General features: G+C 71.4%; 11 protein-coding genes. 9 read left to right on the top strand and 2 right to left on the bottom strand.

The window, feature by feature from the left end:
- Positions 1-79: 79 nt before the first annotated feature.
- Positions 80-742: a class I SAM-dependent DNA methyltransferase gene (locus tag ACH4U7_RS27960; RefSeq protein ID WP_398530668.1), complete on the top strand. Its 663-nt coding sequence runs from the start codon at positions 80-82 to the stop codon at positions 740-742.
- A 57-nt stretch (positions 743-799) separates the two neighbouring features.
- Positions 800-3,406: a SpoIIE family protein phosphatase gene (locus tag ACH4U7_RS27965; protein ID WP_398530562.1), complete on the top strand. Its 2,607-nt coding sequence runs from the start codon at positions 800-802 to the stop codon at positions 3,404-3,406.
- A 100-nt stretch (positions 3,407-3,506) separates the two neighbouring features.
- On the opposite strand, the gene ACH4U7_RS27970 is transcribed toward ACH4U7_RS27965, so the two are convergent.
- Positions 3,507-5,771 (bottom strand): transglycosylase domain-containing protein, encoded by a 2,265-nt coding sequence (locus ACH4U7_RS27970; RefSeq protein ID WP_398530563.1) that lies wholly within the window; start codon positions 5,769-5,771, stop codon positions 3,507-3,509.
- A gap of 244 nt (positions 5,772-6,015) precedes the next feature.
- Between ACH4U7_RS27970 and ACH4U7_RS27975 the strand changes: the two genes are divergently transcribed.
- The 6 genes from ACH4U7_RS27975 (at position 6,016) to ACH4U7_RS28000 (ending at position 11,800) form a co-directional block, all read left to right on the top strand.
- Positions 6,016-6,957, top strand: coding sequence for an SPFH domain-containing protein (locus tag ACH4U7_RS27975; RefSeq protein WP_398530564.1), 942 nt, complete (start codon positions 6,016-6,018; stop codon positions 6,955-6,957).
- Positions 6,954-7,244, top strand: a complete 291-nt coding sequence (locus tag ACH4U7_RS27980) for a hypothetical protein (RefSeq protein WP_398530565.1) — start codon at positions 6,954-6,956, stop codon at positions 7,242-7,244. Before ACH4U7_RS27975 ends, ACH4U7_RS27980 begins: the two co-directional genes overlap by 4 nt.
- Positions 7,245-7,339: 95 nt before the next feature.
- Positions 7,340-7,864, top strand: coding sequence for a PadR family transcriptional regulator (locus tag ACH4U7_RS27985; RefSeq protein ID WP_089505058.1), 525 nt, complete (start codon positions 7,340-7,342; stop codon positions 7,862-7,864).
- Complete coding sequence (locus ACH4U7_RS27990; RefSeq protein ID WP_358627181.1) at positions 7,861-8,547, top strand: ABC transporter ATP-binding protein; 687 nt, start codon at positions 7,861-7,863, stop codon at positions 8,545-8,547. The genes ACH4U7_RS27985 and ACH4U7_RS27990 overlap by 4 nt, the downstream gene beginning before the upstream one ends.
- Positions 8,544-11,015 carry an FtsX-like permease family protein gene (locus ACH4U7_RS27995; protein WP_398530566.1) on the top strand — a complete coding sequence of 824 codons (2,472 nt, stop codon included), beginning with the start codon at positions 8,544-8,546 and terminating at the stop codon, positions 11,013-11,015. The genes ACH4U7_RS27990 and ACH4U7_RS27995 overlap by 4 nt, the downstream gene beginning before the upstream one ends.
- Positions 11,016-11,188: 173 nt before the next feature.
- Positions 11,189-11,800, top strand: coding sequence for a Uma2 family endonuclease (locus ACH4U7_RS28000; protein ID WP_398530567.1), 612 nt, complete (start codon positions 11,189-11,191; stop codon positions 11,798-11,800).
- A gap of 4 nt (positions 11,801-11,804) precedes the next feature.
- On the opposite strand, the gene ACH4U7_RS28005 is transcribed toward ACH4U7_RS28000, so the two are convergent.
- On the bottom strand, positions 11,805-12,749 hold the full coding sequence (locus ACH4U7_RS28005) for a hydrogen peroxide-inducible genes activator (protein WP_398530568.1): 945 nt from the start codon (positions 12,747-12,749) through the stop codon (positions 11,805-11,807).
- A 183-nt stretch (positions 12,750-12,932) separates the two neighbouring features.
- Here ACH4U7_RS28005 and ACH4U7_RS28010 point away from each other — a divergent pair, with 183 nt between their 5' ends.
- A complete protein-coding gene (locus ACH4U7_RS28010) occupies positions 12,933-13,484 on the top strand; it encodes a peroxiredoxin (protein WP_398530569.1) in 552 nt (183 codons plus the stop codon).
- Positions 13,485-13,490: the final 6 nt, after the last annotated feature.

Genomic DNA, 13,490 nt, shown 5'->3' on the forward strand with positions numbered 1-13,490 from the left:
CACTGGCGGCGCTGAACGCGCGAATGGCGACTGCGACGAGTACGCCGACGACTACGAGGGGTTCGAGGACTTCGACCGTCTGGCGCTGGACCGCAGCGGGCAGGCGGAGGCCTTCGACGCGATCGGCGACCGCTACGACGAGGCGTTCCCGCACAAGGACGGCCAGCTCGCGGCCGGCCGATGGCTGGCCGGCGCCCTCGCGCCCGGCTCCCGGGTGCTCGACGTCGGCTGCGGCACGGGCCTGCCCACGGCCCGTCAGCTCGTCGACGCCGGACACGAGGTGGTCGGCATCGACATCTCCCCGGGCATGCTCAAACTGGCCCGGAGCAACGTCCCGACCGCCACCTTCCAGCAGGTGGACATCGTCGACCTGCGCTCCGGCGGCCGCTACGGGCCGGGCGGATCGCGCGAACTGGGCGAATTCGACGCCGTCGTCGCCTTCTTCGCGCTGCTGATGCTGCCCCGCCCGGAGATCCCGTACGCGCTGCGGGCGCTGCGCGGGCTGCTGAGACCCGGGGGCCTGCTGGCCCTGGCCATGGTCGAGGCGGACGTGGACGACTTCGCGATCCCGTTCCTGGGCAACTCGGTGCGGGTATCCGGTTACCTGCGGGAAGAACTGCGGCGGGTCGTGCAGGACGCGGGCTTCGAGATCACCGGGGAGGACTCGCACTCGTACGCCCCGGCCAGCATCGACGTACCACCCGAGATCCAGCTCTATCTGCACTGCCGACGAAGTGTCTGACACTCGGTGCGCCCGGAGGAACAGGGCGCATGGCCCCGGACGGATGGAAACCCACGCGTGACGGAGCACCCCACCTCCCACAATGAGCGGCAGGCCACCAGCCCAGCCGCCGCCTCGGGCGCGCCCGAGGACGCGCACGGCGCGGTCCCGGACCCGCGGACCGCCGTGCGAGGGGCCGCCGCCCCCGGCCAGGAGCCGGACGGCGGGCGGCCACGCCCCGCCTTTCCCGCGGCCGGACCGGCGAGCGGCCCGGCCTCCGGCCAGGGCCCGGCCGCTGACCCGGGCCCCGGGGCCGCGGAGCCGGGCGCTGCCCGCCCGCGCGGCGACGCCACGCCCGAGGAGCAGCCCGCCACGGGCCGACAGCGGAGTCGCGGCCGGGGGGCCGCGCAGCGTGGCTCGGGCGCGGCGGGCGGACAGCGCGGCGCCGGTACGGCCGGGGGCGGCACCGCCGGGCAGCGCGGTGGCGGTGCGGCAGGCCGGCGCGGCGGATCCACGGCGGGCGGGCAGCGCGGTGGCGGTACGGCGGGGCGGCGGGCCGGGGCGGACTCGGGCCGCCGGGGCCCGGCGGCCGGCGATTCGGCCAGTGACGCGGTAAGTGAGCACCCGGCGCAGCCGGAGCACGGCACACCGGAGGGCGAGCCTGTGTGGGACGCGGACCACAATGCCGCCAGGGGCGCGGCACGCCGGCCCGGGGCGCGGGACGGCGATCCCGGCCTCGGCGCCGAACCCCCGGCCGCCGGGGGCGACGGCACGGGCGGGCGGCGCGGCCGTGACGGCCGGGGAGCCGCCCGGCGCGGCCCGGCCGCGGGCGAGCACCCGCCGGCCGACGCGGGCGACGCCCGGGCCGCGGCCGAGGTCGGCTATCGCGCGCCCGAGGGCGGGGCGCCCGCGGTGCCGGCCGCGCCACCCCCGGGAAGCACCGTCGCCGCCGAGGCGGCCTCCGCGCGGGACCGCGGCGGGGACCGGCTGCGGTTCGTCGGCGCGGCGACCCGGCGGATCGCGCGCGGTATCGACCTGGACGAGATCGTGCTGGGCCTGTGCCGGGCCACCGTGCCGACCTTCGCCGACGCGATCCTGGTCTATCTGCGCGATCCGCTGCCGGTCGGCGACGAGCGCCCGGTCGGCCCGGTCGTGCTGCGGCTGCGCCGCACCGACCGCATCCCGCTCGACCCGGACACCGAGAGCGGTCGGCTGCCGCTGCTGCCCTCGCAGCCGGATCTGTCGCCCGCCGTGGGCGGCGGCCCGGCGGCCGAGCTGTGCGAGGTGGAGGCGGGCGGTCCGCTGAACGAGGTGCTGCGCGGGGTGCGGCCGGTCTTCGGCGACTCCTCGGCCGCCCGGGCCGCGCTGCCCGAACTGCTCGGTGAGCACACGTCGGTGGCCACGGGCCAGCGCACGGTCCTGGCGCCGCTGCGGGGGCGGCGCCGGGTGATCGGCGCCGCCGTGTTCGTACGCCGCCCGGACCGGCCGCCGTTCGAGCCGGACGATCTGCTGGTCGCCGCCCAGCTGGCCACGCACACCGCGCTCGGCGTCGACAAGGCGGTGCTCTACGGCCGCGAGGTGTACATCGCCGACGAGCTCCAGCGCACGATGCTGCCCGATTCGCTGCCGCAGCCCACGGGCGTACGGCTGGCCAGCCGCTACCTCCCGGCCGCCGAGACGGCGCGGGTCGGCGGCGACTGGTACGACGCGATCCCGCTGCCGGGCAACCGCGTCGCGCTGGTGGTCGGCGATGTGATGGGCCACTCCATGACCTCGGCCGCGATCATGGGCCAGCTGCGCACCACCGCGCAGACCCTGGCCGGGCTCGACCTGCCGCCGCAGGAGGTGCTGCACCACCTCGACGAGCAGGCCCAGCGGCTGGGCACGGACCGCATGGCGACCTGCCTGTACGCGGTCTACGACCCGGTCGCGCACCGCATCGTGGTCGCCAACGCGGGCCATCCGCCGCCCCTGCTGCTGCACCGCGGCGGCCGTGCGGAGGTGCTGCGGGTGCCGCCGGGCGCGCCGATCGGTGTCGGCGGCGTCGACTTCGAGGCGGTCGAGCTGGACGCGCCCGCGGGCGCCACCCTGATGCTCTACACCGACGGTCTCGTCGAGTCGCGAATGCGCGATGTGTGGACCGGGATCGAGCAGCTGCGCGAGCGCCTGACGGCGACCGCCCGGCTCACCGGTCCCAACCCGCCGCCGCTGGAGCCGCTGTGCGACGAGGTGCTGGACATGCTCGGCCCGGGCGACCGGGACGACGATGTGGCGCTGCTGGCGGCCCGGTTCGAGGGCATCGCGCCGAGTGATGTCGCCTACTGGTTCCTGGACCCCAAGGCGCAGACGGCCGGGCAGGCGCGCCGGCTGGCGCGGCGGGCGCTGGCCCGGTGGGACCTGGACGATCTGACGGACGCGGTGGAGCTGCTGGTCAGCGAGGTGGTCACCAACGCCGTGCGGTACGCGGAACGGCCGGTGACGCTGCGTCTGCTGCGGACGGACGTACTGCGCTGCGAGGTCGGGGACGATGTGCCGCAGCTGCCGCGGCTGCGCCAGGCCCGGCCGTCCGACGAGGGCGGGCGCGGGCTGTATCTGGTCAACCGGATGGCGCGGCGGTGGGGCGCGACGCGGCTGAGCACGGGCAAGGTCGTGTGGTTCGAGCTGGCGATGCCGCCGCGGTCCTGAAGTCCCAAGACCGTCCGGTCTAAAGCGCGGCACACAGCAGCGGGCGGGGCCTTCTGCCGCGAAGGCCCCGCCCGCTGCTGTCTGTCTGCCCGGTGTCAGATCACCCGTTGCCGCGCTGCTTGGTGCGCAGACCGCGCGTGTCCAGGGAGGGCGAGGTCGGCGGAGTCGTCGGCGGCGTGGTGGTGTCGGTCGGCGACTCGCCGCCCGTGGTCGGGGGCGTCGTCGGCGGGGTGGTGGGCGGGGACGAGGACTCCGTCGGGCTCTCGCTCGTCGGCGGAGCGGAGGTCGTCGGTTCCGTCGACTTGCTGGTGGGCGGGGTGCTGCTGGGGCTGGTGCTCGACGGCGGCGGAACGGCCGCGCCCATGTCCGTGTCCAGGTCGAACTTGGCGGCTCCCGCTCCGTCGAGCGCCGCTCCCATGTACGCGGCCCAGATCTCCGCCGGGAAGCCACCGCCGTTGACGCGTCCGCCGCCGGCGGTGCCGGTCAGCGTCACCTGCTTACCGCCCTTGGCCTCGCCGAACATGCCGACCGAGGTGACCAGGTCCGGGGTGTAGCCGGTGAACCAGGCGGACTTGTTCTCGTCGGAGGTGCCGGTCTTGCCCGCCATGGCCTGGCCCTTCTGCCGTACGGCCGAGCCGGTGCCCTCGTCGACCACACCGGTCAGGACCGAGGTCACGGAGTCCGCCGCGGTACGGCTGATCACCTCGCCGCCCGTGGTGTCGGGCAGTTGGGCGCTCTCGCCGCCCTTCTCCGCCGACTTCACGATCGAGGGGGTGACCTTCTCGCCGTGGTTGTCGAGGGTGGCGTAGACCCCGGCCATGTCCTTGGGGCTGGCGCCCATGACGCCCAGCGACATCGCGGGGGCCACATCGAAGCCGCCCGCCTTGGAGTTCATGCCCAGGGCGGTGGCGGTCTTCTTGACCTTGTCCAGGCCGACGTCCACCGCCATCTGCGCGAAGACCGAGTTGACGGAGTTGTTCATCGCGGTCTGGACGCTGATCGGGCCGTAGTCCTTGTCGTCCTCGTTCGGCGGGGCGAAGCCGACCTCGCCGCCGTCGTCCTTGACCGGACGCTTGCTGTCGCCGTCGTAGACGGTGTTGGCCCTGATCGGCCGGCCGTCCTGGGTGGTGGAGTCGTTCTCCAGCGCGGCGGCGAGGATGAGCGGCTTGAAGGTCGAGGCGGGCTGGTAGTCCTCGCGGGTGGCGTTGTTGGTCCAGTGCTTGGTGGCGCCCGCACCGCCGTACATCGCCACGATCGCGCCGTTCTTGGGGTTCACCGAGACCGCGCCGACCTGGGCGTGCCCGTCGACCGCGCGCGTCTTCGGCTTGAGCTTGGAGGTCAGCTGGGTGTGGACGGCCTTCTCCAGGGCCTTCTGCTTCTTCTTGTCGATGTTGAGGGTGATCGTCCAGCCGCCGGCCGCGAGTTCGTCCTCGCTCACCCCGGCCTTGAACAGCTCCTGCTTGGCGGCCTCGACGAAGTAGCCCGTCTGGCCGTCGAGGCCGGAGGTGGCACGGGGCTCGATGGGCTCGGGGAAGGTCAGGCCCTTGCGCTCGCTCGCGTCCAGCCAGTGCTTTTCGACCATGTTGTCCAGGACGTAGTTCCAGCGCTGCTTGACCAGCCGCTTGCCGTTGGGGCCGGCCACCGAGTAGTCGTACTGGCTGGGGGCCTGCAGCAGCGCGGCGAGGTAGGCGCCCTGCGCGACGGTGAGTTTCCCGACGTCCTTGTTGTAGTACGCGCGGGCGGCGGCCTGGATGCCGTACGCGTTGCGCCCGTAGTAGCTGGTGTTGATGTACCCCGCGAGGATGTCGTCCTTGGACTGCTGCTGATCGACCTTGAGGGAGATCACCAGCTCCTTCAGCTTGCGGCTGACGGTCTGTTCCTGGCTGAGGTAGTAGTTCTTGACGTACTGCTGGGTGATGGTCGAGCCGCCCTGTTTGCCGCGGCCCAGAAGGGTATTGATGATGCCGCGCGCGGTGCCCGTGAAAGAGACGCCGGGGTCGGTGTAGAAGTCCTTGTTCTCGGCGGCGACGAAGGTGTGCTGCACCTCTTTGGGGATTTTCGACAGCGGCACGGACTCACGGTTGATCTTGCCCGTCTTCGCCATGATGCTGCCGTCGCTGTACTTGTAGACATTGGCCTCGGCCGTGGCGAGGGCGTTGGCATTGGGCACATCGACCATGAAGTAGAGCACCAGGAACGCGCCGATGAGCAGCAGCCCCATCGAAAGGAAGTAGCCCAGGACCATCTTCCATGTGAAGAAGCGGCGTATGCCGGTCTTCTTGCCGCTCTTGCCGCTCTTATCGGCGCCTTTCTTGGCTCTGCGAGCGCTCTTCTGCCGCGCCCGCCGCTCTTCCGCTCTGCCCATCTCTCCCGCTGCTCCTGTACGTCAGCCCCCAACCCAGCTCACGAAGCTAACACCGCAACTGACGTCAAATACTCATCGATCAAGCTTTTTCCGAAGGTGACAAAGAGCACCCGCTCTGTAGGAACTGACGTCCGGCCGCGGCCAGGGGTTGCCTTCTCGCCAAAAAGTGCTAACACATTGCTAGAGGCCGGACAGCCGCGCACCACCACGTACCAGCGAAAACGGGGGAACCTCCATGCCTGACATGACCGACATCACAACCACACCCGACATACCGGCCCCGCCCCGGCCCCAGGTGCGCGAGCGGCCCGCGCGCAGCATCGGCGGCGGTCTCGCGCTGCTGCTCAGCCTGGCCGGGCTGATCGCGGGCCCGCTGCTCATCGCGGCCGGAACCGACACCTCCGAGTACGACTACGAGGACAACAGCAACCCCGCGCTGATCATCCTCGGCGTCGTGGTGATCATCGCCTCCTTCATCGCGATGCGCGGACTGTGCTCGATCGCACCGGGCCAGGCCCGGGTCGTCCAGCTCTTCGGCCGCTACAAGGGCACCCTCCGCACCGAGGGGCTGCGCTGGGTCAACCCCTTCAGCAGCCGTAAGAAGATCTCCACCCGGGTGCGCAACCACGAGACCCCGGTGCTCAAGGTCAACGACGCCTACGGCAACCCGATCGAACTCGCCGCCGTCGTCGTCTGGCGGGTCGAGGACACCGCGCAGGCGGTGTTCGAGGTCGACGACTTCCTGGAGTTCGTCTCCACCCAGACCGAGGCCGCGGTGCGCCATATCGCCATCGAGTACCCGTACGACGCGCACGACGAGGACGCGCTGTCGCTGCGCGGCAACGCCGAGGAGATCACCGAGAAGCTGGCCACCGAGCTGCACGCCCGGGTCGAGGCGGCCGGGGTGCGCATCGTCGAATCGCGCTTCACCCACCTCGCCTACGCCCCCGAGATCGCCTCCGCGATGCTCCAGCGCCAGCAGGCGGGCGCGGTGGTCGCGGCCCGGCGCGAGATCGTGGACGGCGCGGTCGGCATGGTCGAGGCCGCGCTGGCCAGGATCGCCGAGGAGCAGATCGTCGAGCTGGACGACGAGCGCAAGGCCGCGATGGTCAGCAATCTGATGGTCGTGCTGTGCGGCGACCGCTCCCCGCAGCCGGTCCTCAACACGGGCACGCTCTACCAGTGACGGAGCCGAACGAGCGGGACGAGGCAGCGGAGCCGGCCGCGCGCGAGGGCGCGCGGCCGGCTCCGCGCCCGCGTAAGCAGGTGCTGCTGCGGCTCGACCCCGCGGTCCACGACGCGCTCGCCCGCTGGGCCGCGGACGAGCTGCGCAGCGCCAACGCGCAGATCGAGTTCCTGCTGCGGAAGGCGCTCGCGGAGGCGGGCCGGCTGCCCCGCGCCGCGGCCCCCATCCCCCGCCGCGGCCGCCCGCCCCGTAACCCCCATCCCCCGGAACCACCTTCCGAGACTTAGCAGGGACAGGCCAGAGAAACGCCTCTCACCTGCGGAAACGCCCAGCCTCATGCATCTATACACACGAGGTATACGCATGGTGTAGAGTGCTGCGCATGTCAATCGGCCACACCCTGCTCGGACTTCTGGAGTCCGGCCCACGCCATGGCTACGACCTCAAGAGAGCCTTCGACGAGCGATTCGGGCACGACCGCCCGCTCCACTACGGACAGGTCTACTCGACCATGTCCCGCCTCCTGAAGAACGGCCTCGTCGAGGTCGACGGCATCGAGCACGGTGGCGGCCCCGAGCGCAAGCGCTACGCCATCACCGAGGCCGGCATCACCGATGTGGAGCAGTGGCTCAGGCAGCCCGAGAAGCCCGAGCCGTACCTCCAGTCCGTCCTCTACACCAAGGTCGTCCTCGCGCTGATGACCGGCCGGAACGCCGCGGACCTGCTCGATGTGCAGCGCGCAGAGCATCTGCGCCTGATGCGCGAGCTGACCCAGCGCAAGCGCACCGGCGACCTCAGCGATCAGCTCATCTGCGACCACGCCCTCTTCCACCTCGAGGCCGACCTGCGCTGGCTGGAGCTCACCGCCGCGCGCCTCGGCCAACTCGCCAAGGCGGTAACCCCATGACCCCCGCGGGCTCGCTCCTCATAGCCGAAGGGCTGCACAAGTCCTACGGGCCCACCCCCGCCCTGGACGGCGCGGACTTCTCCATCCACCCGGGTGAGGTCGTCGCCGTCATGGGCCCCTCGGGCTCCGGCAAGTCGACCCTGCTCCACTGCCTCGCCGGGATCGTCACCCCGGACTCCGGCACCGTCAACTACAGCGGACGGGCGCTGTCCGCGATGCCGGACTCCCAGCGCAGCGCGCTGCGCCGCGGCGAGTTCGGCTTCGTCTTCCAGTTCGGCCAGCTGGTCCCGGAGCTCAGCTGCGTGGAGAACGTCGCGCTGCCGCTGCGGCTGAACGGCGTACGTCGCAAGGAGGCCGAGAGCCGCGCCCTGGCCTGGCTGGAGCGGCTGGAGGTCGCCGACGTACGCGCCAAGCGGCCCGGCGAGGTCTCCGGTGGCCAGGGGCAGCGCGTCGCCGTGGCCCGCTCCCTGGTCACCAACCCGCGGGTGCTGTTCGCGGACGAGCCGACGGGCGCCCTGGACTCGCTCAACGGCGAGCGGGTGATGGAGCTGCTGACCGAGGCCGCCCGGGAGACCAGCGCCGCCGTCGTCCTGGTGACCCACGAGGCGCGCGTCGCCGCGTACTCCGACCGCGAGGTCGTCGTACGGGACGGCAAGGCGCGGGACATGGCGGGCGTGCGGTGAGCGGCACCGGAAACGTGACCCCGCTGCGGGGTGCGGAGGAGCGGGCGCAGGAGCACGCCCCCGGGACGGGGCAGGCGCCCCAGGCGCCCCCCGCCCGCCCGGAGCCCCGCCAGCGGGTCGGCCCGGCCCGCTGGGCCGCCGATCTGGCGACGGGGGCGCGGTTCGCGGTCTCCGGCGGCCGGGAGAGCTGGGCCAGGACGCTCCTGACGGCGGTCGGCGTCGGGCTCGGCGTGGCGCTGCTGCTGATCGCCGCCGCCGTCCCGCATATCGTCTCGGCGCGCGACGACCGCACCAGCGCCCGCTCCTACGCGAGCAGCTACTCCAGCGACGTCAAACCGGGCCCCGACACCGTGCGGCTCGGCTTTGGAAGCACCACCTTCCGCGGCTCCGACATCACGGGCCTCCTGCTGGCGCCCGACGGCGACCGGCCGGCCCTGCCCCCGGGTGTCGACCGGATCCCCGCGACCGGCGAGATGGTGGTCTCCCCCGCCCTGAAGAAGCTGCTCGCCGACGGTGACAACAAGCTGCTCAGGGAACGCCTCGACTACAAGATCGTCGGCACCATCGGCGACGAGGGGCTGGCCGGACCGGCCGAGCTGTTCTACTACGCGGGCGTCGCCCCCGACGCCGTCGAGGGCGTCAGCAACCGTCTCGACCACTGGGGTGACAACTCCCCGAAGCAGGAGCAGGAGCTGGACCCGGTCCTGCTGATGCTGATCGTCGTGGGCTGTGTGGTGCTACTGCTGCCCGTGGCCATCTTCATCGCCACCGCCGTACGCTTCGGCGGCGAGCGCCGCGACCGACGGCTCGCCGCGCTGCGCCTGGTGGGCGCCGACAGCCGGATGACGCGGCGGATCGCGGCCGGCGAGGCACTGGTCGGCTCCCTCCTCGGACTCGTGGTCGGCACCGGGATCTTCCTGCTGGTCAGGCAGTTCATCGGCGGGGTCGCGGTGTTCGGCACCAGCGTCTTCTCCTCCGACGTCCAGCCCTCGGCCGCCATCACCACGCTGATCATGATCGCGGTGCCCACCTGCGCCGTCGTGGTCACCCAGATCGCGCTGCGCAGTATCACCATCGAACCGCTCGGCGTCGTGCGCAACACCGCGCCCAAGCCGCGCCGCCTGTGGTGGCGGCTGCTGTTCCCCGCTCTCGGCCTCGCGCTGCTGCTGCCGCGCCTCAGCTCGGGAACGGGGAGCAGCAACGGCGACATGTACCAGGTCGCGGCCGGTGCGGTGCTGGTGCTCGTCGGCATCACCGCGCTGCTGCCGTGGCTGGTCGAAGCCGTCGTCAAGCGCTTCGGCGGCGGCCCCGTCCCCTGGCAGCTCGCCACCCGGCGGCTCCAGCTCAGCAGCGGCGCCGCCTCGCGCGCGGTCAGCGGCATCACGGTCGCGGTGGCCGGCGCGATCGCGATCACCATGCTCTTCGCCGCCGCGGAGAGCGACAACACCACCTCCACCGGACAGGACCCGACCCGCGCCGATGTGGTGGCGTACATCCCGGTGGACACCGGCGCGCAGGCGCGGGACGCCATCGCGCAGTACACCGGCACCAAGGGCGTGCGCGACGCGCTCGGCGTCACCGAAGGAATGGTCAGCGACCCGCGCAGCAAGGCCAAGGCCCCGGGCGACATCCCGGTCCAGAGCGTGATGGTCGGCGACTGCCGCACGCTGAAGGAGCTGGCGCGGATCGGCGACTGCCGCGACGGCGACGTCTTCGTCACCAAGCCCGCCGAGTTCGACGACAAGGACACCTACTTCACCAAACCGGGCGCGACGGTCAACCTCAGCTTCGACGAGGACTACAACCCCTCCCGCAGCAAGACGCGGCTGTGGACGATCCCCAAGTCCACGCCCGTCGTGGACCTCAAGAAGGACCCGCAGGGCAGCGAGCACTCCGGCATCCTGGCCACCCCGGGCGCGCTGGACATCGCCGACCTGGACGAGCCCTCGGTGCAGATGATGCTCCGGCTCGACCCGAAGGTCCCGGACGCCATCGAGTACGCCCGCAACACGGCCGCCCGGGTCTCCTCCCAGTCGGACACCTACGAGCTGCAGAGCACCAAGCAGTCGGACGAGTTCCGGACCATCAAGCGCGGCCTGTTCATCGGCGCCTCGGCCACCCTGCTGCTGATCGGCGCGAGCATGATCGTCTCCATGCTGGAGCAGCTGCGCGAACGCAAGAAGCTCCTCTCGGTCCTGGTCGCCTTCGGCACCCGCCGCACCACCCTCGGCTGGTCCGTCCTGTGGCAGACCGCGATCCCGGTGGTCCTGGGCCTGGCCCTGTCGGTCGCGGGCGGCATCGCCCTGGGGGCGATCCTGCTCAAGATGGTCGACATGCCGATCGCCGTGGACTGGGCGAGCGTCACCACGATGACCGGGATCGGCGCGGGCGTGATCCTGCTGGTGACCCTGGTCAGCATGGGGCCGCTGTGGCGCATGATGCGGCCGGAAGGGCTCCGTACGGAGTAGCGCGCGATCGGCGCGCTTGTTGCCGCCGGGCCCTTCCCACCTGCGGAAAGGGCCCGGCGGTCGGGTGTTTCGGGGTTTATGCCACCCGTTGGAGTGAATCCCGTCTTACGGGACACATGGCGGTGGCGCGGCCTACGATGATTGCCTCGACACCAACCACCGGGAGACCAGCTATGTCTGCTGCCGCAGTCGAGGGGCCCTACCGCCCCGAGCCGCTGACTCTGCTCGAGGAAGCCAACAAGCTCATGGAGCAGCACCCGGGCTATCGAGTCGAGATCATCGGGGGAGTAATCACCGTGGCCCCACCAACGGACTTTCCTCATTCGAGGGTGCTGACCAAGCTCATGAGGCCCTTCCTGGCGGCGGGCCTGGACGGCGAGGAAACCGAGGTCGGCTGGGGGGTCGGCGTGTGGCTGCCGACCGGGCCTGAGGACTATGCCATCCCGGACCTGGTGGTGGTCGACGCCGACATCGACGAGCACCTCGTCGAGAACAGCTGCTACGACCCCGTGGCCTTCCGCCTCGTCCTCGAGGTCACCTCGTCCAACTACAACAACGACTTGAAGAACAAGGTCGCCGCGTACGCCGAAGCCAAGATCCCGGTGTACCTGATCGTCAACCGCAAACACGGCCGGGTCCATGTGCTGACCGACCCCGGCGCGGGCGGATACGACACGCACCGCGTCCATGCCCCCGGCGAGCAGATCACCCTGCCCGACTCGATCGGCGCCAAGGTCACCCTCGACGTGTCCGAGCTGTTGGCGGCAGGAGAGCGCAAAGGCTGACCCGCTACCCCTTGACGATCCGCACCGGCAACACCCCCATCGCCTCCCGCAGCGCCCCCGCGAACGCCTCGAACTCCTCCTGCCGCGCCGCCCCCGCCCGCATCGCGAGCGCGATCCGGCGTGCGGGTGCCGGGTCCGCGAAATAGCCGGTGGCCAGTTGGTCGCTGCGCCCCGTCTCCACGCGCAGCGCCGTACGCGGCAGCAGCGTCACCCCGAGGCCGCCCGCGACCAGCTGCACCAGCGTGGAGAGCCCGGCGGCGCTCGTGGTCACCGGGGCGCCCTCCGTACGGCCCGCCTCGCGGCAGATGTCCAGGGCCTGGTCGCGCAGGCAGTGGCCCTCGTCCAGCAGCAGCAGATCCAGCTCCTTCAGCGCCGCGCGAGGGATGTCGCTCCGCCCGCCGAGCCAGTGGTCCTGGGGCGTGACGAGCACGAAGTCCTCGTCGAACAGCGGTAGTTCGACCACCCCGGGGGCGGCCAGCGGGACCGCGAGCAGCAGCAGGTCGAGCCGGCCCTGGGCGAGCCCGTCCAGCAGCGAGGCGGTCTGCTCCTCGTGCACCTGGAGGTCGAGCAGCGGATAGCGGCCGCGCACCAGCCGCAGCACGGTCGGCAGCAGATACGGCGCCACGGTCGGGATCACCCCGAGCCGCAGCACCCCGGTGAACGGCGCCCGCGCCGCCGCCGCCTCGTCCATCAGCGCGCCCACCGCCTCCAGCACCGTACGGGCGCGCACCGCCAGCCGCTCCCCCGCCGGGCTGAGCAGCACCTTGCGCGTCGTACGCTCCAGGAGCTGCACCCCGAGCGCCTCCTCCAGCGCGGCGACGGCCCCCGACAGCGCGGGCTGGCTCATGCCGATGGCGGCGGCGGCATCGCGGAAGTGCAGCTGCTCGGCGACCGCGGTGAACGCCCTGAGCTGGGAGAGACTGGGCTGACGTGGCTTGCCTCCGGGCACGGGTGACTTCCCTCCGGGCCCCCCGGGTATGACTGCCGCAGCCAACTGATAACCACCTCCGATCAACAGCACCCAGTCTAGCTATTTCACTGATCAATGCCTTGTGTGCCAGGGTGGTCCAGTCCAACCCCGGGGAAACCACCACATAACGGTTTCCTCCGCTGAAAGCTGCAAGGAGAGCGCGTGCTCACTGTCGGTGACAAGTTCCCCACGTATGACCTGACCGCCTGCGTGTCGCTGGAGAGCGGCAAGGAGTTCGAGCAGATCAACCACAAGTCCTACGAGGGTTGGCGAGTAATCTTCTTCTGGCCCAAGGACTTCACCTTCGTGTGCCCGACCGAGATCGCCGCGTTCGGCAAGCTGAACGACGAGTTCGCCGACCGCGACACGCAGATCCTCGGCGTCTCCGGCGACTCCGAGTTCGTCCACCACGCCTGGCGCAAGGACCACCCCGACCTGCGTGACCTGCCCTTCCCGATGCTGGCCGACTCCAAGCACGAGCTGATGCGGGACTGCGGCGTCGAGGGCGAGGACGGCTTCGCACAGCGCGCCGTCTTCATCGTCGACCAGAACAACGAGATCCAGTTCACCATGGTGACCGCCGGTTCCGTGGGCCGTAACCCCAAGGAGGTCCTGCGGGTCCTCGACGCCCTGCAGACCGACGAGCTGTGCCCCTGCAACTGGAGCAAGGGCGAGGACACCCTGGACCCGGTCAAGCTCCTCTCGGGCGAGTGAGCTGAC

It is taken from the genome of Streptomyces sp. NPDC020845 (genome assembly GCF_044334165.1).
Lineage (GTDB): Bacteria > Actinomycetota > Actinomycetes > Streptomycetales > Streptomycetaceae > Streptomyces.

What these genes read in the sequence shown, in the direction of transcription:
- ACH4U7_RS27990 (WP_358627181.1), top strand. Translation starts at nt 7,861, where the DNA reads ATGACCCCCGCGGGCTCGCTCCTCATAGCCGAAGGGCTGCACAAGTCC.
- ACH4U7_RS27975 (WP_398530564.1), top strand. Translation starts at nt 6,016, where the DNA reads ATGACCGACATCACAACCACACCCGACATACCGGCCCCGCCCCGGCCC.
- ACH4U7_RS28000 (WP_398530567.1), top strand. Translation starts at nt 11,189, where the DNA reads ATGTCTGCTGCCGCAGTCGAGGGGCCCTACCGCCCCGAGCCGCTGACT.
- ACH4U7_RS27970 (WP_398530563.1), bottom strand. Translation starts at nt 5,771, where the DNA reads ATGGGCAGAGCGGAAGAGCGGCGGGCGCGGCAGAAGAGCGCTCGCAGA.
- ACH4U7_RS27985 (WP_089505058.1), top strand. Translation starts at nt 7,340, where the DNA reads ATGTCAATCGGCCACACCCTGCTCGGACTTCTGGAGTCCGGCCCACGC.